17 protein-coding genes are annotated in these 20,497 nt (G+C 67.8%); 11 read left to right on the top strand and 6 right to left on the bottom strand.

Going from position 1 to position 20,497, the window contains the following annotated elements; all coding sequences use genetic code 11:
* Nucleotides 1-9 precede the first annotated feature (9 nt).
* On the bottom strand, nucleotides 10-1,224 hold the full coding sequence (locus G4D83_RS01245) for a methyltransferase (RefSeq protein ID WP_163861648.1): 1,215 nt from the start codon (nucleotides 1,222-1,224) through the stop codon (nucleotides 10-12).
* Between the two features lie 142 nt (nucleotides 1,225-1,366).
* The gene (locus tag G4D83_RS01250; protein ID WP_163861652.1) at nucleotides 1,367-1,738 is read right to left on the bottom strand and encodes a hypothetical protein; all 372 of its coding nucleotides are present in this window, start codon (nucleotides 1,736-1,738) and stop codon (nucleotides 1,367-1,369) included.
* A 184-nt stretch (nucleotides 1,739-1,922) separates the two neighbouring features.
* Between G4D83_RS01250 and G4D83_RS46725 the strand changes: the two genes are divergently transcribed.
* The 6 genes from G4D83_RS46725 (at nucleotide 1,923) to G4D83_RS01280 (ending at nucleotide 6,881) form a co-directional block, all read left to right on the top strand.
* Nucleotides 1,923-2,156, top strand: coding sequence for a M57 family metalloprotease (locus tag G4D83_RS46725; RefSeq protein ID WP_163861655.1), 234 nt, complete (start codon nucleotides 1,923-1,925; stop codon nucleotides 2,154-2,156).
* Between the two features lie 115 nt (nucleotides 2,157-2,271).
* A protein-coding gene (locus G4D83_RS01260) for an IS3 family transposase (RefSeq protein ID WP_163861658.1) occupies nucleotides 2,272-3,431 on the top strand; the annotation gives its coding sequence in 2 pieces (ribosomal slippage) (nucleotides 2,272-2,551 and nucleotides 2,551-3,431; 1,161 coding nt in all).
* Nucleotides 3,432-3,721: 290 nt separating this feature from the next.
* Nucleotides 3,722-4,180, top strand: coding sequence for an OmpH family outer membrane protein (locus G4D83_RS01265; protein ID WP_163861662.1), 459 nt, complete (start codon nucleotides 3,722-3,724; stop codon nucleotides 4,178-4,180).
* Between the two features lie 456 nt (nucleotides 4,181-4,636).
* The gene (locus G4D83_RS01270; protein WP_163861664.1) at nucleotides 4,637-5,119 is read left to right on the top strand and encodes a transposase family protein; all 483 of its coding nucleotides are present in this window, start codon (nucleotides 4,637-4,639) and stop codon (nucleotides 5,117-5,119) included.
* Between the two features lie 119 nt (nucleotides 5,120-5,238).
* A complete protein-coding gene (locus tag G4D83_RS01275; RefSeq protein WP_205522547.1) occupies nucleotides 5,239-6,414 on the top strand; it encodes a DUF2380 domain-containing protein in 1,176 nt (391 codons plus the stop codon).
* Nucleotides 6,411-6,881 carry an NUDIX hydrolase gene (locus G4D83_RS01280; RefSeq protein ID WP_163861666.1) on the top strand — a complete coding sequence of 157 codons (471 nt, stop codon included), beginning with the start codon at nucleotides 6,411-6,413 and terminating at the stop codon, nucleotides 6,879-6,881. The genes G4D83_RS01275 and G4D83_RS01280 overlap by 4 nt, the downstream gene beginning before the upstream one ends.
* A gap of 1,140 nt (nucleotides 6,882-8,021) precedes the next feature.
* On the opposite strand, the gene G4D83_RS01285 is transcribed toward G4D83_RS01280, so the two are convergent.
* Nucleotides 8,022-8,936: a JmjC domain-containing protein gene (locus G4D83_RS01285; RefSeq protein ID WP_163861669.1), complete on the bottom strand. Its 915-nt coding sequence runs from the start codon at nucleotides 8,934-8,936 to the stop codon at nucleotides 8,022-8,024.
* Nucleotides 8,937-9,107: 171 nt separating this feature from the next.
* Between G4D83_RS01285 and G4D83_RS01290 the strand changes: the two genes are divergently transcribed.
* From G4D83_RS01290 to G4D83_RS01310, 5 genes are all read left to right on the top strand, one after another.
* Nucleotides 9,108-9,716, top strand: a complete 609-nt coding sequence (locus tag G4D83_RS01290; RefSeq protein ID WP_163861671.1) for an RNA polymerase sigma factor — start codon at nucleotides 9,108-9,110, stop codon at nucleotides 9,714-9,716.
* A 15-nt stretch (nucleotides 9,717-9,731) separates the two neighbouring features.
* The gene (locus tag G4D83_RS01295) at nucleotides 9,732-12,641 is read left to right on the top strand and encodes a protein kinase domain-containing protein (protein ID WP_163861674.1); all 2,910 of its coding nucleotides are present in this window, start codon (nucleotides 9,732-9,734) and stop codon (nucleotides 12,639-12,641) included.
* Nucleotides 12,642-12,719: 78 nt separating this feature from the next.
* Nucleotides 12,720-13,145, top strand: coding sequence for a hypothetical protein (locus G4D83_RS01300; RefSeq protein WP_163861678.1), 426 nt, complete (start codon nucleotides 12,720-12,722; stop codon nucleotides 13,143-13,145).
* A gap of 96 nt (nucleotides 13,146-13,241) precedes the next feature.
* Complete coding sequence (locus G4D83_RS01305; protein ID WP_163861680.1) at nucleotides 13,242-14,237, top strand: PH domain-containing protein; 996 nt, start codon at nucleotides 13,242-13,244, stop codon at nucleotides 14,235-14,237.
* 27 nt (nucleotides 14,238-14,264) lie between these two features.
* Nucleotides 14,265-15,971, top strand: coding sequence for a hypothetical protein (locus G4D83_RS01310; protein WP_163861682.1), 1,707 nt, complete (start codon nucleotides 14,265-14,267; stop codon nucleotides 15,969-15,971).
* 120 nt (nucleotides 15,972-16,091) lie between these two features.
* Here G4D83_RS01310 and G4D83_RS01315 read toward each other — a convergent pair whose 3' ends face one another.
* From G4D83_RS01315 to G4D83_RS01325, 3 genes are all read right to left on the bottom strand, one after another.
* Complete coding sequence (locus G4D83_RS01315) at nucleotides 16,092-17,468, bottom strand: esterase/lipase family protein (RefSeq protein ID WP_163861685.1); 1,377 nt, start codon at nucleotides 17,466-17,468, stop codon at nucleotides 16,092-16,094.
* 545 nt (nucleotides 17,469-18,013) lie between these two features.
* Nucleotides 18,014-18,862 (bottom strand): alpha/beta hydrolase, encoded by an 849-nt coding sequence (locus G4D83_RS01320; protein WP_163861688.1) that lies wholly within the window; start codon nucleotides 18,860-18,862, stop codon nucleotides 18,014-18,016.
* Nucleotides 18,863-18,872: 10 nt separating this feature from the next.
* Nucleotides 18,873-20,483, bottom strand: coding sequence for an amino acid adenylation domain-containing protein (locus G4D83_RS01325; protein ID WP_163861691.1), 1,611 nt, complete (start codon nucleotides 20,481-20,483; stop codon nucleotides 18,873-18,875).
* Nucleotides 20,484-20,497 lie beyond the last annotated feature (14 nt).

Genomic DNA, 20,497 nt, shown 5'->3' on the forward strand with positions numbered 1-20,497 from the left:
GGCCCGTGTTCAAGTGCTCCTCGACGCGATGAGCGCGAGGTTTCGTGGAGACAGGCGTGGTTCGAAGAGCTGGAGGAGCTCGACCTGGAAGCCCAGCTCCTCCAGGAGGAGCGCGCGATCCAGCAGGAGCACCACCTCCAGCGCCCTCGCGAAGCGGTCCCTCAGCAGATGGCAGAGCAGGAGGTCCCGCGTCTCGGCGCGGACGGACACCTCGAAGGCATCCAGCTCGACATCCGTCATGCGGGGCTCGAGGCCCAGGCGCTCCAGACGGTCGAGCGCGTAGAGGGCGAAGCGTCCGTCATAGAGCGCCCGGGGCGCGTCCCCGGCCCTCACGAAGCCGCGCTCGGGGAAGTGCCGCATGGTGAGGAGCGCGAACGCGAAGCGCCACGCGTACACCCGCTTCATCCGCGCGAACTCCGCGTCGGTCTTGTGAGGCCGTCCCCGCGTCGTCAACGCCAGGGCATGAGGGGTGAAGGGCAGGGGATGCGCGCCTCCGACGTGGGAGACGGGGTAATCCCGCGGGGTCTCCAGTTTGTCGTAGCAGCAGCCGACGTTCAGGACGAAGCCCGCCTCCTGACTCTTGCGGAGCTGCGTGAGGGCGAGTGGCCCGCAGGTGTGCAGCCCAATCGAGGCCCGGTCCCGGCCGGTGAAGAGCGGATCGAGCTGTGGTTGGAGGCCGTCCTCGACGGAGGCCTGGATGAAACACAGGGTGTCCCCGACTGGCGAGCGGGTCTTCGTCAGCCACCGCCGGCCCTTGTCCTGCAACGCGGCGTCTCTGTCGATGCTGTGGAAGGTCCATCCGAACGTCCGCGCACAGAGGCGGGCGAGGTGTCCCATGCCGCCGCCGATATCCACTGCCTGGTGGATGAAGCGCGTTCTCGGCGCGAGCAGGGCGAGCACCCGCTCGAGTTCGTGGGTCTTCTTGGTGCTGAGGCCCTGCGTCTCCGAGACGGTCAGCGCGTGAAGGCCCTCGTGCCAGGGCAGCGCCGTCAGTTCCTGGAGCGCGGCCAGGAGCGCGCCCAGGGACGGAGGTGGGGCGCCCACGAGCTCCCCCTGGTCCAGCCGCCGCTCGCCTGCTTCATCGAGCGACCGGGCATAGGCCAGCCAGTCCTCGGGCCAGGCGGTGCCGGACCCGGGCCAGCCCTGGAGGATGGAGCGGGACCACAGGGAGGACCAGGGCCGGAGTTGGTGCGTGAGCGCCTCGAGTCGCGCCTGGAAGTCCATGGCGGCGCATCCTATGCGCCGCTTCGCCGGTTTGTGATGACGGGGCCTGTCCCTCGACCACGATGCTCAGCGACACGTGGGCGCGCCCACGCCACCCCGGCGTTGTCTTGCGCCGGAGAGGTGCGAGGCAGCCGGTCCGCCGTCAGTTGCCGCGGTAGGTGGTGTCGAGGATGCCGACGCCCGCGCCTTCCACGTACAGGGTGACCTTCGTGCCCTGGGTGGCGGCCTGGGTGGCGCGCTCGAACAGTCCCAGGCGCTCGGCCTCGCTGTACTGGTAGCCGGCGGACGAGGCGCTCGCGCCCAGGTAGTAGTAGGTGCCGACGAAGCTCCCCGTGCAGTTCGCCGCGGTGTTCACCTGCACGAACACGTAGCCCTGACCATAGAAGGCGTTGGGTTGCCGGGTGTAGGTCGCCGCGCAGACGTAGCCATTCACGGTGATGGGGGCCGCCAGGGCCGTGCTGGAAAACCCGACCGACATCATCACCGCCGCAACAACGATGGACGCTCGCTTCATGGTGTTGTCCCCTCATTCCGTGGATTGAGGCCTCCGCGCCCGGGAAGGGCGGGGGGCTTCGGAAAGCGTCTCTGCCTTTCCACGTGAAGTAACGGACGAAGGGGGATTCCTTCCTCACTTCCTGTTCGCGTTCGAGGGTGGGAGGTGGTGTGGGTCCACCCGTCCAGACACGCTCTCGCGGCTGATGCGTGCCGACCTTGCGAACTCCTCGGCCAACACAATCAAGCACGTCATTACACATGAGCCTGGCCACTCAGTCGGCCTCCACCGCTCGGATTGCGACGACAGAAGCATCAGTTGCAGCGGCAGTCCGGTCAACGAAGGCACTCGCATTGAGCACAAAACCGAGCCCGCGGGGTCAATGGGATACGACAGCGCGGGCACGTCGTGGGCTCGGGGGCATGCGCACTGGGGATAGACGGCCTCTCCACTCTGGGTGGAGAGGCGAAGGAATGACTCGCGCCCCATGGGGCGGCTGTTGGGCGTGATCCGCTTCAGCGGACACCAAGGAAGAGGCAGGTACGGTGTCCGACATGAGGGAAGTAAAGAAGCCACGACGCCCCCGGCGTAGCTACACGGAGGAGTTCAAGGCCGGGGCAGTGAGGCTGGTGGTGGAGGAGGGAAAGACAACGTCCCAAGTGGCGAGGGACTTGGACTTGACGCTGTCGGCGTTGAGGATGTGGGTGGACCAAGCCCGAGCAGACAAGGGCCAGGGCAAGCCCGGGGCGCTGACGAGCGCGGAGCGGCAGGAACTCACGAAGCTACGCAAGCAGGTGCGCGAGCTGGAAATGGAGCGAGCGCTGCTAAAAGAATGGGTGGCCTACACCGCGAAGGAGAACGGGTGAAGTTTGAGTTCATCCGTGCGGAGCGGGCCTACTTCTCCGACAGCAGGCTGTGCCGCATGCTGAAGGTGTCACGTTCGGGCTTCTACGCGTGGAGCCAGAGGCCTGCGAGCGCACGACAGCGGGAGGACGCGCAACTGAAGGTGCTGGTGCACGAAGCTCACCAGAAAGGGCGGTGCACCTACGGCAGCCCGCGCATCCACCGGGCCTTGCGGAACCAGGGAGTGCGCGTCGGCCGCAATCGCGTCATCCGTCTCATGGGCGAGGATCAGTTGGTCGGGCGGGCGCGTCGACGGTACCGAGGCACGACGATGAGCGAGCACCAGCACCCCGTGGCGGGCAATCTGCTCGACAGGCGCTTCACGGCACAACGTCCGAATGAGCGCTGGGTAGGAGGCACCACCGAGCTGTCCACCCCCGGAGGCAAGCTCTACCTGGCGGCCATTGTCTACCTCTATTCGCGCTTCGTCGTGGGCTGGGCGCTCAGCGCGGTGAACGACAGGCACCTGACGCTCAAGGCGCTGGACATGGCGCTGCGCCACCGATGCCCAGCCGAGGGGCTGTTGCACCACTCGGACCAGGGAAGCACATATGCCAGTGAGGACTACCAGCACGCTCTGGCGAGGCACGGCATCGTCTGCAGCATGAGCCGACGGGGCAACTGCTACGACAACGCGGCCATGGAGAGCTGGTTCAGCGCGCTGAAGAACGAGTTGGGAGAAGTCTTCGTGAGCGCCAACGACGCGAAGGTGAAGCTGTTCGACTACATTGAGGTCTTCTACAACCAGCAGCGCTTGCACTCGGCAATCGGCTACGCTGCGCCGGCCGAGTTCGAAAGAGCAGCGGCGTAGTCAACCTGTCCATCGAACCGGATCACTCCCAGGTGCGTCAGCGAGGAAGTGCGCTGACTCCACGTAGATGCGTGCGAATTCCGACAGTGGCCCGGGACTTGAGGGGCTGCCCGCGACAAGACACCTTCAGCCCTCGCCCACTAGCGCTTATTCCGTAAGTACCCCTACCATAGCTTGGAAATGAGAATGAGGCGGTAGGGGGGATGGGACGGCGCACTGACCATCAACCAACACCTCCTGAGTCGTCGCCTGCTCAATGTGATTCGCATTGACTTACGGAGAGTTTGACTATGTCAGTTCTGGTCGATGCTCAGGTTGTCGCAAAGATTGCGGTCGTGGATGTAGCCAACATTGCAAGGCAGCTAGTGGATACGAGCGCTACTGCAAGGCAATTGGAGAATGAGTTTAAGAGCCGTGCCGCGGAGCTTGAGAAGATGTGGGCAGAGGTCCGGCGCTCAACAGAGCGCCTGCAAAGCGACGGCCCAGGCATGACTGATAGCGAGCGCAGCAAGCTTGAGACGGAAACTCAGCGCAAGCAGAACTCCTACAGCGCGAAGGCCCAAGCCTTCGAGGCCGACAATCGTCGGCGCAAGATGGAGGAAACCAATAAAATAATGAATCGCATCCGAAAGGCGGTGCGCGAACTCGCAAAAGAAAATGGATTCAACATTGTTGTCGACTCCGGTGCCACCGTCTACGCGGGGCCGTCTGACGACATCACCGAGCATGTGCTGAAGAGAGTGAAATAGATTTGTCCGTCATCATTCGATGGGCGGGAGGGGCAAGAAAGATGGTCTCGACATGTTCCGGGATTGGGTAGACACATCTCTCTTTCCTTGCCTCTATGACCCTGGTGCGCACCCGCGCGTGATTGAGATGCTGTGGCCTGCGGGTGGAAGTGCCTTGGGTCGGAGGGCTCCGTTTTTTCTACGCCGGCAATTACCTCCTGGGCCTGCGGTGTTGCCGCCGTAGGGAGGTGGCGTCATGGCACGCACGGCTGCTCACCCGCCAGCGGGCAGGCAAGTAGGGCTGGACAATCGACGGCGGCTGTCGGTCCTCAAAACCATTGATCCCCGCTGGGGCAAGTTTCTCGAAACCATTGATCCCTTGGGGATGAGGGTTTCTCAAAACCTTTGACCCCACCCGCGTGACTCACGGCCTACGCCCCTCCTCCGGGAGAGGTGACGGGCTTTCGAGAGGTCACGATGGAAGAGGTGAAGGAGGCGCTGCTGTTGCGGCTGGGCGGCGCGGCGAAGAAGCACATCGCGCGGCAGCTCCGGGTGTTGGTACCCGACAACACGAAGGCCCTCGTCGTCACGGCGGACGCGCTGGGCGCTCGGGTGACGCCCGCCTTCCTCGAGTACGCGCAGGCCCGGGGCTTCCATGTGGACGCGGCCCGCGCCCGAAGCCCCCAGGACAAGGGGCGCGTGGAGCGCAGCGTCCCCACGGTGCGTGACGACTGCTTCGGGGGTGAACGGCTGCGCAGCTTGGAGCAAGCGTGCGAGCGCAGCCGTCGCTGGTGTCTCGAGGAGTACGGCATGCGCCGGCAGGCAGGCCAGGGGCGCGCTCTTGGGCCAACACACCGAGCGACACGTCCTCACGCGTCCCGGTTGACCTCCCGTCCTCCTTCGCTGGTCCTGATGCGGAGCAACGGCGGTGGCGACCGAGGACTCCACGAGCCGCCGTGACGCTCGCTGGACCTGGCACACCCGCTACCGGAGGCGGCGGCCCGAGCGCCTAGGGGACGCGGCAAACCCTCCTCGAATCCATCGACGATGTGAAGGGCTCGCTGAAGGAGGCCGAGTCCATGCTCTCCCAACTCGCTGGGCGCGCGCCCGTCTTCAGTGGCAGGGCCCTCAGTGGCGGCGCGTTCACGCGCTATCTCGACCACGGTTCACGGCAAGTGGCGTGGATTCGTGGCGCTCTCGGTGGCGCGACGGAGCTGGCCAGTGTCGCGTCGGAGGTGGGGGACTCGGAGATGGAGCTGGGCGTCCTGCGCATGGCGGGCCCACGGTTCCAGTCCGCGATGTTCGGCGCCCTGCTGTTCGCCACCTGGGTGGACTTCCTCCAGCTCTCCGACGTCTTGCTCCGAGAGTGCCCGATGTGCGGCGACGAGAAGCTGTTCATCGACCTCCACCGCGTTCAGGGCTTGATGGAGCCAACGCTCGCGGACCTCACCTCCCAAAGTCCCGTGCGCGTCGAGGCGGCGGCACTCGCGATGCCTGAGCTGATGGGGAAGCTGACGCGTGAGTTCAACATGATGCACGCGGACGCCCGGTCCGCCATGGAGACAGGGGGCAAGATCATGGTGGCGGTGCAGGTGTGGGAGATGCTCGCCATGATTTCCACGCTGAAGTTGGGGCCCCCCAGGCTGCCACCGGCCGCCCCCGCGACGCTTGGCGTGGGCCTTGTCATGAGTTCTGGCGGCGTCATGGTGGGCTCACAGCTTGTCGTTTCCGCCGAGTGGGTGGAGATGATGCGGCGGCTGGTGCAGGCGGGCGTCCTCTCCGTCCCCGTGGTGAGCGCGGCCATCCGCATTCACGGTGGGCAGGCGATGATGGCGCAAGCTCACCAGGACTTGCCCACGGGCGTGCGCGATGCCCTGGGCGACAGTCCCGAGGTGCGCGGCATGCGCGTGACGGGCAAGGCGGGAGCGGGCATGTCCGAGGCCCCGAAGCACCACGTCATGCCGAAGGAGCACCGCGAGTGGTTCGAGGCGCGCGGCTTCAAGGGCGACATGGACATCGACCAGTTCTGTGTCCGGCTGGAGCAGGCTCACCACGAGGCGATTCACGGAGGTGGGAACTGGAAGCTGGGGCGTATGTGGCCCGGAGAATGGAGTCGGCTGATCATGGAGGCACTGCACGAAGCTGAGACCACGACAGGTCGGATGTTGACGCGGAACGAGGTTCTGGACATCGTCGCGGAGCGCATGCGGAGCTACGACATCCCGATGAAGTTCACCAAAGGGAGAAGTCGATGACGGATGGACGTTCGTGGCAGGGGAACTGGAAGGCCCGTGTGTATGAGCGCGTCCGCGAACGCGGCTACGACTCACTCACGACTTTTGCCGAGTCCCGCCCCACCGCATCGCTGGTGGCACTGGCCGAGGAGCTCGGGCCGGACGACGTTGCCGGAGTCCAGGTGTACGATGGTCTGGTCATCGAGGCGGTGCGAAGCAAGCAAGTGACCCGCTTGGTTCGTGGACAACTCGTGCGCGAGCTATGGGGGAGCCTCCCTGATGGGTGGCCGGCAGTGCTCGACGACACGAGTCGATTCGCAGTCGCAAAGGCACTTGGCCCCTGGATTGCCTATACCCCAGATACGCACAAGGGGCGTGCACGCGAAATCAGGACATCGCTCCTCGCCAATCCGCCACCGGCCGGCTGGCGTCCTCTCGGTCCTGACGATGAGCTTCTCCGGATGCTCCTCCCCGACGACGAAGCCTGAGCGCCGCCCGTAGCTGGTGAGTCAGCGACCAGGCCGCGGCTTCCGGCAGGGTGGGCTGTCCCACGCTGGGCACGACAACCAATAAAGGGATGACTCTTACGGGACGTATTCGAGGCGCCAGAAGGTCCGCGACGAAGGGCCGTTCTCATATCTGCAGACGACTCGGGCCAGCGCATCGCCATGGCAACAATCCCGCTGCGCACCCACGGGAGAGCACAGGCTGTTTGCCCATTGGCTGCACGCGGACAGGCCCGTGCAGACCGCGAAGTCACAGCTCTGGAACACACCGTTGCACGTCACTCCCACTCCATCTTCCGAGGAGCAGATCGCGCTGGTGCAGGACAGGGCCAGATTGGGACCGCAGTTCGCCGAACAAGTACTGAACTGTGAGACTGCTCCACGCTCCTCGTCCGAGGAGAACTCCGCGGTGTCGAGGTTGTCGGGAGTGGATCCGCCACACCCCACGATGGAAATGCAGACCAGGGCGGCCATGACCGCACGGACGTTCTTCATTGAGCGACCCCCATGGACACTTTGAGTGCCCAGACCAGTCTACAGGATAGCCAAACATAAGAGACTGAATCTACGGCATGGAGCGCAAGCCCATGGGAGAGGGACAACTGGAGCTTTACCGTGTCACGGAAAGCCCAGGCTCTCACTGTTGTCTTCATGCTGAGGCGCGGCAGTCCTTGGGAGATGCTTCCTCGCAAGCAGTTCGGCCTGTCGGGCATGACCGCCGGGCAGTATGGCTGGCGGCCCGTCCTTGAGCACCAGGGCGGGCCGCCATGCGCCGACTTGCTGGGGGCAGGGCACTGAAGCGCTGTGCGGCAGTCCTCAGTTCACACAGTTCTGGAAGCACTCGTCCCAGCACGTCGGGTTTGTCTGGCCGCAAGATTGATTGCAGGCTCTTGAGCAAAGGCAGGCGATGTTGTCTTCGCATGCTTGGGCCCTCACGTTTGACTCGAACTCACTCGGGCGCTCTTGCAAGGTCTCTTGCGAGTCCTCAGGCATGGGTTCACCACAGCCAGCCGTCAGTCCAAGCATCACTATCGCCGCCAACCACCTGGCTGCTCGCTTCAGTCTTTCCATCTCTTGTCCCTCCGCGTTGTGGTGGTACTGCGGCGGTCCGAATCCCGAGCCCTAGCTCTCCTCCACGATCTTCCGGGCCTCCAGTTCCAGGACGTGGGCCTGCAGTTCGTGAAGCAACTCGGAGAGTCGCGCGTGGCACGCTCCGCTGCGCTCGGGGTCCGGCGAGCCGATTCCGTCGGCGAGCGCGCGCCACCGCACGTCCTTCTGCAACTGCTGTCGCAGCGCGGCGCTGACCACGTCCGCCCAGGTGGGCTGGCTGTACGTGAAGTTCAGCGCCAGCGTGTCCTCCGAGGCCTCGGTGGCGTGCCAGTAGCCACGCGGCACGAAGAGCACCGAGCCGGGCTCGAGCGTGATGACCTCGGCCCCCTCGGGCATCTGCTCGGGCAGCTCCTGCTCCAGGTAGCTGGCCAGTTCGGGCGAGGGCGGCCCCATGTTCATCGCCCAGCGGTCCGTGGGCAGGGGCAGATGTGTATTGGGCGCGAGCGTCCAGCGCTTGGTGCCGCGCACCTGCACGACGATGTTCGCGTTCGCGTCGAAGTGGGGGCTATTTCCGCCACCCGACGGCGAGGCATAGAAGATGGCCCGCGCCACGGCGTTGCGCGCCAGCCCCAGCTCGAACGCCACCATGTGCAGCCACTGCTCGACCAGGGGGAGGTAGCGCTCCGCCGAGTCGAGGATGAGCGCCATTCCGCTGCGGTACAAGGCCGCCGCGGCCTGCGCCTCTACCCGGATGACGCTGTGCTCATCGCGCTTGTCCGGCAGCGCGACCATCACCGGGTTGCGGTAGGTGTGCAGCAACCGCTCGATGTCGTGGAGCTCGGGCAGCTCCGCGAGCTCCCCGAGCCGTTCAAGCGGGCCGTGGCAGACCAGGTGCCGCGTGGGCCAGTACTCCGTCAGGAACTCGCGACCCGGGTGCGGCGTGAAGAGCCGTTCGAGGAAGGGTCGCTCCGATGACTCCAAGTCCATGAGAGACGCTAACACGCGAGCGAATGGGGGCGCGGAGTCCTCGCGGCTCCTTGCCCACCTCCACTCCGGCGCCTACGCTCCGACAAGGGCTGGCCCCGTCCGCGGATACCCTCCACGAACGGGCGGTCAGCAGAAGGCAGTCTCCCTGATACATCGTGAGAGCGCCGCGCCATGGATGACGACGTCTCGCTGCTGACCGCGTGGAAGGCCGGAGACCGTCGAGCGGGGACGCGACTCTTCGAGCGGTACTACCCGGCGCTCGCCCGCTACTTCCGCAACAAGCTCTCCGTCGGCGCGGAGGACCTCATCCAGCAGACCTTCACCGGCTGCGTGGAGGGACTGGAGCGCGTCCGGAGCAGCGCCACCTTCCGCTCCTACGTCTTCGGCGTCGCGCACCACGTGCTGTGCGCGCACCTGCGCCGCCGCGCGCGTGAGCCCGTGGATTTGGAGACGGTGTCCATCCAGGACCTCGCTCCCGGGCCCAGCAGCATCCACGCCCGGCAGGAGGAGCAACGTCTCCTGTTGGAAGCCCTGCGTCGCATCCCCGTCACCCATCAGACCGTGCTGGAGCTGCACTACTGGGAGCAGCTCTCCTCGGAGGAGATGGCGGACGTGCTCGGAATCCCCGCCCCCACGGCGCGCGGCCGGCTGATGCGGGCGAGGGAGCTGCTGCGCGAGTCCCTGGCCGCGCTCACCGACAGCCCGGAGCACCTGCGCAGCACCGTCACCCGACTCGAGCACTGGGCCGCCCAGCTCCGTGCGCGGTTGGATGGCGGGTAGTCGGAGGCCCGCCCCATGACGGACCCCACGTCTCCCTCGTCACTTGGCGCACGCGTGGCCCAGGCGGCGCCATCCGCCGACCTGGAGTCTCGACGACTGGAGGCAGCCAGCCGCGCCCGGGTGCTGGGCATCCCCGTGGAGCCACCGCGCGTCGGCCGCTACGTCCTGCTCGAACGCCTGGGCGCCGGGAGCATGGGGGAGGTGTACAGCGCCTACGACGACAGGCTCGAGCGCAAGGTGGCCCTCAAGCTGATGTTGCCCGAGCTGGAGGCCCCCGCCGGGGAGCGAATCCTCCGCGAGGCGCGTGCGCTGGCCCAGCTCTCCCATCCCCACATCGTCCACGTCTACGAGGTGGAGCACTTCGAGGGACGGCTGTTCATCGCCATGGAGCTCGTGCGGGGCGAGAGCCTGCGTCAGTGGCTGCGAGCCGAGCCCCGGACCTGGCGCACGGTGCTCGACGTGGTCATCCAGGCGGGACGCGGCCTCGCCGCCGCGCATGCGGCCGGACTGGTCCATCGCGACGTCAAGCCCGACAACGTGCTCGTGGGCGCCGACGGACGGGCCCGCATCGCGGACTTCGGCCTGGCCCGGTCCACCTCCGACACCTCGCCCCCCAGTCCTCCTGGCGGCGGTGAGGACGCCTCGGTGCGACTCACCCAGACGGGCACCCGCGTTGGAACGCCCGCCTATATGGCACCCGAGGTCTGGCGCGGCGCGGAAGCCGACGCGGCGAGCGACCAGTTCAGCTTCTGCGCCATGATGTACGAGGCGCTGTTTGACGCGCTCCCCTTCGCGGGCGCGAACAGCGACGAGCTCCGCGCCGCCGTGCTCGCCGGCAGGCTTCAACGGCCCCCGCGCGGCCCTGTCCCCGCGCGAGTCCGTGCCGCGCTGGAGCGTGGGCTGTCCATGACACCCGCCGCGCGCCACGCGAACCTGGACGCGCTGCTGACCGCGCTGGCCCCGGAGCCCCGGCGGCAGCGACTTGGCGTGGTGGCAGCGACGGTGGTGGGACTCGGCCTCGTCGCCGGTGTCGTGGCCCGGCCCGGCGCGGACGCGGAGGCGACCTGCGCCCAGGCGGGCACCGAGCTCGGCCAGGTGTGGAGTCCGACTCGCGCGGACGCGGTGCGCGCCGCGCTGTCTCGGGAGGGACGCCCCTTCGCGATGGACACCGCGCTCCGGGTGGTGCGCGGGCTCGACGCCCATGCGTCGGCCTGGGCTCGCGAGCGCCGGGCCGCTTGCGAGGCCTCGCACGTCTACAAGGTGCAGTCCCCGGCGCTGCTCGATTTGCGCACTGCCTGCCTGGACCGCTCCGCGCGAGAAATGGAGGGGCTGCTTCACGCCTTCACCCAGGCGGGCCCCGCCACGCTGGAGAGCGCGGTGGATGCCGTCTCCCGGCTGTCGGCGCCGTCACGCTGCGCGGACCTGGAGGCCCTCCAGCGACTGCCCTCCCTCCCGGAAGCTCCCGCGGCGCGCGCGGCCATCGACGCGGTGCGCGCGCGCCTGGACCACGCCCGCGCCGAGGAACTCTCCGGCCGCTATGCCGAAGGACTGGCCGAGGCCCGCGAGGCGCTCACCCGCGCCGACGTCCTCGACTACCCGCCCGTGCGCGCCGAGGCCCTGTTCCAGGTGGGCCGACTCCAGGCGGCCACCGGCAAGCTCGTGGAAGCCGTGGCCTCGCTGAGCTCCGCGGTGGACCTGGCCGAGGCCCACAGGGCCGACGACGTGGCGGCGGACCTCTGGACCTTCCTCACCCGGACCGCCGTCCGCGAACTGGAGGCGCCCCGGGAAGGACGGGACTGGTCTCGTCGCGCGAGCGCCGCGCTGGCTCGCATCGGCGTCACGCGAGGGCCACGACGGGCCGAGCTCACCACCTACCTGGGACGCCTGGAGTACGTGGAAGGCCAGCCCGAGCGCGCGGAGCCCCACCACCGCGAAGCCGTCGCCATGCTGAGAGAGGCAGGCAATGCCCCCGTCGCGCTCGCCAGTGCGCTGCTGGGGCTGGCCAACGCGCTCGAATCCCGGGGGGACACCGGCCCCGCCGTGGCCGCCTACGAAGAGTCGCTGGCCCTCATGGAAGCGGAGCTGGGCCCTGGACATCCGCAGGTGGCGCGCGCGCTCCATGACCTGGGCACGCTCGAGCTCACGATGGGGCGCATGGACAGCAGTCGAACCCGCCTCGAACGCGCCCTCGCGCTCTGGAGCGCGGCCCATGGGGACTGGCACCGCGACGTCGGCCGCGCCCACCTCGCGCTGACCAGCCTGATGCTCGCCACGGGACGTCGCGACGAGGCGCTGGAGCATGCACGGCGCGCCCGCGACATCTACCGGCGCGTGCTCCCCGAAGGACACCCCGCGCGCGCGGACGCGGAGCTGTCACTCGGGGTGGTGCACTACTGGCGCCGGGAGCTGGAGCCCTCACTGGAGGCGTACCGGAGCGCGCTGGACGCGCAGCGCCTCGCGCTTCCCCCGGGACACGCCGAGCGCATCCAGACGCTCAGCTACCTGGGAGAGACGCTCGTGCAGCTCGGCCGGCACGCCGAGGCGGTGCGCATCCTCGAGGAGGCCGAGGCCGAGCTGGCACGGGACGCGGGAGGAAACCGGGAGCGGCTGCGCGCGCTGGTGCTGGCCTCCAAGGGCGGAGCCCTGCTGCGGCTGGGGCGGCTGGCGAGGGCCCGGGACAGTCTGGAGGAGGCCCTGCGCCTGCGAGAGGCCACTCCGGGCCGGCCGGTGGACCTCGCGGACGTGCGGTGGACGCTGGCTCGCGTGCTGGACAGGGAAGGGCGGGAGGCGTGCCGGGCGCGACGACTCGCCCAGGACGCGCTGGACGTCTACGCCACCCTGAAGGGTGCCGGTGCCGAGCGGGCGAAGCAGGTCTCCGACTGGCTCGCGGGCCCCCGGCGCTGCCGCGAAACGACGGCCCGGTGAAGAAATCGTGCGTCGTGAATGAACAGTCCGGAGGCTCGCGACACTTCCATGGGTGAGTCACTTCACCCAGGAGTCCCGATGCCCGACACCGCCAGTCCCCCCGCCACGTACGAGCTCCCCATGGACACCCGCCGCGTGCTGCTCCGCGCCGAGTCGATGGACTCGGACATCCAGCTTCGGCTCATGACGCACTCGACCCAGCCCCTGTTGCGGTCCGGGGACCAGGTCGTCGTGCCGTTCCAGGACGCGCACAGCGAGGGGGTCCACGTCGAAGTCACCCAGCCGGAGCGGGCCACGCTGAGCGGTCATGCGCTCCACGTGGAGAGCGGGCTGGAGCGGCCCTTCACCGTGCGCGGCATCAACGGGGAGCTGGGCAAGGACTTCGCCCACCCGGAGCGCCTGGCCACGTGGCGACTGGTGCTCCGGTCCTCGCCGGAGGGCACGGGCTCGCCTCCCGTGGACATCTCGCCCGAGGTCGTCATCAAGAAGGGCGGCGGCGTCTGACCCGGGCCTCGCGTCCCTCATGAAGCCCTGACGAACCGCGCTCCGCCGCCACGGCGTGAGCGCGGAGCACCTCTCACAACCCACCTGGAGCACAGCATGCCTGGCCATGACGCCACCCGTACGCCCTGGAGCGACATCAACCTCAGGGACTCCCTCGATGACGACGGACGAATCCCCTCTCCCAATGTGTCGTGGTGGATTTCCCCCGACATCATCCCGATGCAGGCCGAGGAGCTCTCGCCCGAGGAGCAGCGCCGGACCTGGGCCGAGGACGCTGGCCGCAACGTGCTGGCGGGCGTGCTGAACAACATCTACGTGCGAGGGTGGAACTACAAGTCCACGCCACAGTCGGGTCGCGTCTTCCTCTACTGGTCCGACTCCGCGCTGCTCACCCACCCGCGCGACTGGAAGCACCAGGTCCTGCGCACGGCCACGGGCCTCACGGACTACGTGCAGGTGAGCGGTGGAGCCAACGACTTCGTCTGCTCCAGCGAGCACTTCGAGTGGCGTCCGCCTTCTCCCATGGGCACGCATCCGTGCCTCATCGCCCGGGTGGTGACGGAGGGACACGCCAACCCGCTGCCCGCCGACGAAATCACCTCCGAGGAGTACGCCCGCTGGGTTCGCGAGAATCCAGGCGTCTGCCACCGCAACGTCACCGTGGTGCCCACCACGCGCCAGGAGCACCTGGTGGACACGGGCTTCACCAATCCGGACCCCGTCCACACGCGCTACCGCTTCGTCATCGCCGCCCGCCAGCTCCCCGTGGGCACCGCGGTGCAGGCGTGCTGCGATGACCCCCACTTGAGACAGGCCTGGAGCGTCAGCCGTCCGGAGGCCGAGTTGTTCACGTCTCAGCCCGTCATGCTCCCGCCTCGCTTCAAGGGAAAGCTTCGGGTGGAGACACGGCTGCCGCGTGGCGCGCGCGTGGCGCCGGGCGCCTCGCTCAACATCAAGTTCTACCGGGTCGCCGCCCAGGGCGAGTCACCCATCATCGACCGCTACGGCCAGTCGCCCGCGGCCATCGGCTTCGATGGCGAGCCGGGCGAAGTCGACCTCTTCCTCGGCAACTACGCCCTCCGCTTCGCGTGAGCCCGACCAATGCCATCCCTGGAGAACATGATGAAGACCCTGACGCGAATCCTGCCGCTGCTGCTCCTCCTGCACGGCGCCTCCGCCTTCGCTTTCAACTCCGACGAGCACAAGCGACTTGGAGACGAGGGCAGCTCCCTGATTCCGCTGTGCAACCAACCCCAGGAGAGGAATTGCCGCCCCTGGCGGGTGATGACGCGGACGGCACGCTCCGGCACGGGGCAGGACTTCATCCAGTTCGACCTGATGAAGACCTTCAAGCCCAGCACCCCTGATGGAATCCGACTGGTGGACCAGCGCTCACAAGCGGCCTTCAAGCAGGAGTTGATGGCTCGACAGCAGTGCTACGTGGACAACAAGACCAGCGGCCAGCTCCCCTACATCCGAGCGCTTTATGTGCCGCCCGCCGCGCCCCCCATCAGCCCCGTGCTCGTCTGGGTCGGGGACTCCATCCATCCATCCGGGGGAGGGGAGTACCTCACTTTCGGAGACCTCATCGCGCTCTACGGTGACTATCGACGGGCCGTCACCTGCGACGAGCAGGACAGGACGTGCGCGCTCGGTGACGCGGCGACGCACATGGACCCCAGCCTGCTGGGCCACCTGCGCAACATCGGTCGTGGAGAGGTTCCTCCGTTTGGTGCGTTGGGAAATGCGACGGGGGACTCGGGGGGAACCCCCACCGATGGCCCGTGGTGGGGCGATGAGATGATGCGACTGGCCTTCACCAACGACTGGCACTTCCAGGAGCATGCGCTGCGCTGGTACGTGGCCATGCACCGCCAGGCGCTCTACTACGCCCGGCTCGCCGTCGAGACGCGCGAGGAGGCCCACCTCTGGAAGGCCCTGCATTACGAGGCCAACGGGCTGCACAGTCTGACGGACCTCTTCGCGCCCGGACACCTCATCACCAGCCGGGAAGAGACGGTGAAGGGCATCTACGCGTCCAACCGCGTCACGCCCGAGAACAATGAGACGCTCCGATGGATGCGGGGAATGAACGCGCAGGGAGAGACCGCCGCGTCGGTCCCCAAGCCGCTGCCTGCTCCTCGCTCCAGCCGGTTGGCCTCCTACAACCTGAACTGGGTGCGCCACATGCGAGGCGAGGAGGAATACCACTCGGGCTTCAACCACTTTGGTGCACGGCTCAAGAGCGTGTCGGGCAATGAGTGGACGGGCTTTGGCGATGGGAAGTTGTTTCCCCGGGAGACCGACAGCGGCCCCGTGGTGGAGCAGCGACAGTGGGCCTTTGCCCGGCAGACGGTGAGTGACTCCCTGCAGTCCTTGTTCAACGCCTACCGGGACATGTCGTTTGAAGCCGGCAACCTCACGGGCGAGGCCCGCAAGCAGAAATGCCAGCAGGTGATGGAGCGCATCGCGAAGGGCAAGGACCTCTATCAGGCGCTCCGCCACGTGCCCGTCGAGGCGAAGAACATCTGCTACGCGCCGGACAAGTGTTGCGCCACGAAGGCGTGGATGGGCGCGCGCTATGGCGCGCAGGTCCGCACGCTGCTCCAGCTCCCACAGAGCTCCATCCCCCTGCTCCCCGTTCCCACCGGCGCGGACTGGGGCAGCATCTGCACCGAGCAGACCGCGCAGACCGAGACGGCCCGGCTGCGAGTCCCACCCGAGCCCCACCGGGACGCCTCTCCTCTGCGCCCCTGTCCCTACTCCGCCGTCTCCAAGCAGGACCTCGCGGCCCCCGGAAATCTCCCGGAGGCGCGGGTGGACTGACGGGCTTCCGACGCCACCCTCCGCGCGGCCATGCGACACGCTTTGCTTCGGGGATGAGCCAGAGCGAGTCTCATGTGCCGCCCGGCGCGGCGGCCCTTTCCATCGTCCCAGGAGGAGGAGTCAGAAGGTGATTTCCCTGATGACTTCGGTGTGGTCGCCCGGCAACCGGGGTGCCACCTGCCCGGCGAGCTCCTTGATGCGTGCCGCGGAGCAGCCGCCGCAGCCCAGGGCGTCCTTGAGCTTCTTCCCTCCTGGCCCCCGCAGGTTCTTGACGGCGTTCCACGCGTTGATGAGGCCGAACTTCCGGGTGCGCACGGTCTCCCCTCGGATGGCCTTGCAGATCAGCTCCAGGTCCGCGTCATCGAACTCGGTGAGGTCACGGGCTTTGTCGTCGTTCGCGCGGTTGGCATAGAACACCCTGCGTTGTCTGGAGAAAGTGGGCCGGGTGTTCAGCGTCTGCATGAGCGCGCTGCCCGCGGTGAGGTCTCCCGGTCCGGGCACGCAATCGGAGACGATGAGCGGAGCATCCGTGAACCCCTGGAAGGGCGGGTCGATCAACGTCATCCGGAGGTCGAGCTGACTCGGGCTCGGTGCCGGCTCCAGCACGAAGCCATTGCGGTGCCGGCCGCGCACCTTCTTCATGAACCCGCAGTTGGTGGGGACCTCCGTAGGCATCCACTCCGGGTCCGCGAGCGAGTGGTCCGCGCCCGTCGCGATGATGGCGCCGAGGGAATGCGCCACCACCTGCACGGTCGTCCCCGAGTGCGCTCCCCGTGCCTGAATGATGGCGTTGCGCAGGCAGTCCGCCGTCTCCATGGGGTGCCGGTTGTCGGGATAGAAGAAGTCGTAGACCTGCGCATTGGACGGGAAGTTGTTGATGGCCGGGTCCATCACCTCGGGGCCTGCGCCGATGCCATGCACGGAGATGTGGGGCACTTTGTTCGGGTCGATGGGACCTCTGGGCCGGAGCTCGCACATGCCACAGCGCATGCGCATCCGAGAGCGCTCCGCGCCATTCGTCCGGTCGCCCGCCGTGGTCGGCGTGGGGTTCAGGACGGGAGTGGGCGGGGCCAGGGGCGCGAAGGAGGCCTGCACGGTCGGCCACTCGGTCAGGGCGGCGCCCGCGTCGGTTCCTGCGTCGGCGCCCGCATCCGTGCCCGCATCCGCGCCAGGTCCCGCCCCCGCGTCCCGCCCGCCGTCCGCACCCGCGTCGGCGCCTCCATCCGAACCCGCGTCTGAACCACCGCCACCGCCGCCGCCACCGCCGTCCGAACCCGCGTCGCGGCCCGCATCGGTGCCGGTGCCTGCGTCGGCGCCCGCATCCGCGCCCGCGTCCACTCCCGCGTCGTCCTCACAGGTGGGTGTCTCGGTGAACTCCTGCTCAGGAGGATCACAGCCCGCGTCCCCGGCGTCACCCGCATCTCCCGCGTCCCCGGCGTCAGGGCCTCCGTCACACTCCTCGCAGGACTCGGGCTCCTCCTCGTCTCCGGTCGACATCCCTTCGCGCCTCTGCTCCGTGCTCCTGGCGTCCTCCTGCGCGAGGCATGCCGACATGCCGACAGCAAGCACGAGCATCGCCAGGAAGAGCGCGCGGGCAACGAGGGGACTGGCGGTCGGGAGTGGTTGGGAAACCCGCATGGGACTGTCCTGGATTGAGAAGGAGTTGTGCGCCCTTCCCACGAGCCTAGGGCACACAGGAACGCCTGAACAGGCTTACATGGAAAAGCATGATAAACTGACTCGGGCCTTCTGGCGATGATGCAGGAAGAGCGCTGGCCTCGCGGCGCAACTACGAGTTCTTCGGCGCGCCCACGGTCGGCATCCCGTGCATGCAATCCCAGAGGAGCTCGTCATCCTCCGTGGGTTGTCTTTAGCCAGGCCCCCGCCGCGCACCTCATGAGAGCATCTCTCCTCGGAGGAGATGGCGGACGTGCTCGGCATCCCCGCCCCCAAGGCGCGTGGCCAACTGATGCGGGGGAGGGATCTGCTGCGCGAGACCCTGGCCGCCCTTACCGACAGCCCGGAGCACCTGCACGGCACCGTCACCCGACTCGCGCACTGGGCCACCCAGCATCCGGGGCCCCCGTAGATGGCTCCAGGAGCCGCCCCAGCAGCCGGGTGGCCGCACGGGTCGCATAAGGCCAGCCATGGTCCCCAGGGTGCTCCTCGTAGGTATGCGCGACACCCGCCGCGTCGAGTGCCCGGTGCACCCGGCGATTCATCTCCACCACGCGGGGGTAGTCCTCGATGCCGACCTCCAAGGCCAGGGCGGGCGCCCGCCCCGCCGCCGCGCCCTCGATGAGCCGCCCCGTGTCATACGCCCGTCGCACCTCGCTACCCACGGGCCCCCAGACGCGGTCGTGCTCCTGCTCGGTCGGCATCATGCACGCACCACCCCGCATCGACGCGTAGGGGTCTCCCTGCCGCTCCGACGCGTAGAACGCTCCGGCGACGGCGAACGCACGAGAGAACACCCCAGGGTTGCGCAACGCGAGGTGAATCGCTCCCGCGCCGCCCATGGAGAAGCCGCCGATGATTCTAGACCGCGCGGCCCGATCCACCGGATACGTCGCCTCGATGGTGGGGATGAGGTCCGCCAGCAGGTAGTCCTCGTAGCGCTTCCCGGAGGCGTCGTTCATGAACCAGCGCCGGCCGCTCTCGGGGAAGACAAACAGGACGTCACTCGCGAGCCCCGTCAGGAAGCCGTCCCCTTGCCGCGCCCAGGAGTGCCGGTCCCCTCCAAAGGAATGGAGCAGATAGCAGACGCGGAATCCCGCCAGAGGTGGACGCCCCGAGGGGACCTGGACATGCGCCACCTTCTTGCGACCCAGGGAAGGCGCATCATGTTCGAACTCCGAGCCACGCAGGACTTCGGACCGCGGTATCAACATGGGTCTCTCCTCAGGCGCTCCCGCTCCGGAGCGACGGCATCGTTTCAGGGGGATTCACAGGCCGGGACAGCAGCTCCATGACCTGCTGGGCATCGATCTTCCCCCGATTGTTCCGGGGGAGTGCGTCCACGGGCAGGAGCTTCGACGGCACCATGTACGGAGGAAACCGCTCGGCGCAGTGCCGCCGGACGTCGTCAAGCAGTGCCTCGGATGGAGCCCGCAGGACGAGCGCCGCGCCAAGCAGCTCCACGCCGCTCTCCTGAAGGACCACCACCGACGCCTCCGTCACCGCGGGGTGAGCCTGGAGCACATGCTCCAGTTCCTCAAGCTGGACGCGATACCCGCGCACCTTCACGAGTCGGTCACGTCGTCCGAGGAAGATGAGTCGACCTTTCTCGAAGCGGGCCATGTCCCCCGTGCGGAAGAACGTGCGGCCATCCGCCCCTCGCTCGAAGCGCTGCGCGGTGAGCGCATCCAGCCCGCGATAGCCCTCCATCACGGTGGGCGCACAGACGAGGAGCTCTCCCTCCTCCGTGGGCGCACCCGAGCCGTCCTCCAGTCGAATCTCCGCATAGGGACACGGCAGGCCGATGGGCACCGGACCCTCCGAAGCCAGGTCCTCCGGCCCGATGTCGTGGAAGGTGAAGACATTCGTCTCTGTCGGGCCGAACCAGTTCGAGAGCGTGCACCCGACGGGAAGCCGCCGCGCCAGTTCCTGGAGCCCGGGCTTGGGAATGACCTCCCCCGCGAGAATCACGTGCCGGAGCGACGAGGAGGCCAGCTCGCGCAGCGGTGTCCCCGCGTCGGGTCGGAGCAGCACCGAGGGAACGGAGTACCAGACGGTGATGCCGCTCTTGATGATGAACCGGCACGTCTTCGCCACCTGACCGAACAGCCACTCCGGCACCGGCGTGAGCGCGGCCCCCACCACGGCGGAGGCGAAGAAGTCGAAGATGGTCAGGTCGAACGAGGGTGACGCATGCTGCGACAGCACGTCTTCCGGCCCGAGGCCGAGGTGCCGTGCCCCCCACTCCACGAACGCCACCGCGCCGCGATGCGCCTGAATCACGCCCTTCGGCTTCCCAGTCGACCCCGATGTGTAGAGGACATACGCGACAGCCTGCTCCTGGACGGGAACCGCCTGGGACAGCGGCGCTCGGGAGAGCGCTTCGCACCAGGAGACCCGGTCCACCTCCTGGGGAACGAACGCTGTCAGCAGCGTCACCACCACCTCCTGGCGCGCGGCCCACAGCCCTTCTCTTGCTTCGTCACGGAACAGGGCGTCCGCGACATGCTGCGTGGTGATGAGGTGCCCCGGCTCCGCGTCGCGCAGGATGAGCCGGGCCCGGGCCGCGGGCGTCGCATGGTCGATGGGCACATAGCTGGCGCCCGCCAGCAGCGCGCCGTAGATGGCGATGGACAGCTCCTCCCCCTTCGGCAGGCAGATGGCCACCCGCCCTCCAGGGCGCAGCCCTGTCTCCACCAGATAGGCGGAGAGCCGCAGCGCGCGTTCAATCAGCTCGCCATAGGTGAGCCGTTTGGCGGGAGTGATGAGCGCGGTGCGCGAGGTGAAGCGCGACGCCGCGTCCAGGAGGACGGTCGACAAGGTCTGCTGACGCATCTTGAGTGCCTTTC

The organism is Myxococcus eversor (genome assembly GCF_010894455.1).
Classification (GTDB): domain Bacteria; phylum Myxococcota; class Myxococcia; order Myxococcales; family Myxococcaceae; genus Myxococcus; species Myxococcus eversor.

Excerpts from the sequence above, each read along its gene's own strand:
- G4D83_RS01280 (WP_163861666.1), top strand. The coding sequence starts at position 6,411 with ATGACGGATGGACGTTCGTGGCAGGGGAACTGGAAGGCCCGTGTGTAT.
- G4D83_RS01325 (WP_163861691.1), bottom strand. The coding sequence starts at position 20,483 with ATGCGTCAGCAGACCTTGTCGACCGTCCTCCTGGACGCGGCGTCGCGC.
- G4D83_RS01265 (WP_163861662.1), top strand. The coding sequence starts at position 3,722 with ATGTCAGTTCTGGTCGATGCTCAGGTTGTCGCAAAGATTGCGGTCGTG.
- G4D83_RS46725 (WP_163861655.1), top strand. The coding sequence starts at position 1,923 with ATGCGTGCCGACCTTGCGAACTCCTCGGCCAACACAATCAAGCACGTC.
- G4D83_RS01315 (WP_163861685.1), bottom strand. The coding sequence starts at position 17,468 with ATGTCGACCGGAGACGAGGAGGAGCCCGAGTCCTGCGAGGAGTGTGAC.
- G4D83_RS01320 (WP_163861688.1), bottom strand. The coding sequence starts at position 18,862 with ATGTTGATACCGCGGTCCGAAGTCCTGCGTGGCTCGGAGTTCGAACAT.
- G4D83_RS01310 (WP_163861682.1), top strand. The coding sequence starts at position 14,265 with ATGATGAAGACCCTGACGCGAATCCTGCCGCTGCTGCTCCTCCTGCAC.
- G4D83_RS01270 (WP_163861664.1), top strand. The coding sequence starts at position 4,637 with ATGGAAGAGGTGAAGGAGGCGCTGCTGTTGCGGCTGGGCGGCGCGGCG.
- G4D83_RS01290 (WP_163861671.1), top strand. The coding sequence starts at position 9,108 with ATGGATGACGACGTCTCGCTGCTGACCGCGTGGAAGGCCGGAGACCGT.
- G4D83_RS01295 (WP_163861674.1), top strand. The coding sequence starts at position 9,732 with ATGACGGACCCCACGTCTCCCTCGTCACTTGGCGCACGCGTGGCCCAG.
- G4D83_RS01250 (WP_163861652.1), bottom strand. The coding sequence starts at position 1,738 with ATGAAGCGAGCGTCCATCGTTGTTGCGGCGGTGATGATGTCGGTCGGG.
- G4D83_RS01285 (WP_163861669.1), bottom strand. The coding sequence starts at position 8,936 with ATGGACTTGGAGTCATCGGAGCGACCCTTCCTCGAACGGCTCTTCACG.
- G4D83_RS01245 (WP_163861648.1), bottom strand. The coding sequence starts at position 1,224 with ATGGACTTCCAGGCGCGACTCGAGGCGCTCACGCACCAACTCCGGCCC.
- G4D83_RS01305 (WP_163861680.1), top strand. The coding sequence starts at position 13,242 with ATGCCTGGCCATGACGCCACCCGTACGCCCTGGAGCGACATCAACCTC.
- G4D83_RS01300 (WP_163861678.1), top strand. The coding sequence starts at position 12,720 with ATGCCCGACACCGCCAGTCCCCCCGCCACGTACGAGCTCCCCATGGAC.
- G4D83_RS01275 (WP_205522547.1), top strand. The coding sequence starts at position 5,239 with ATGCTCTCCCAACTCGCTGGGCGCGCGCCCGTCTTCAGTGGCAGGGCC.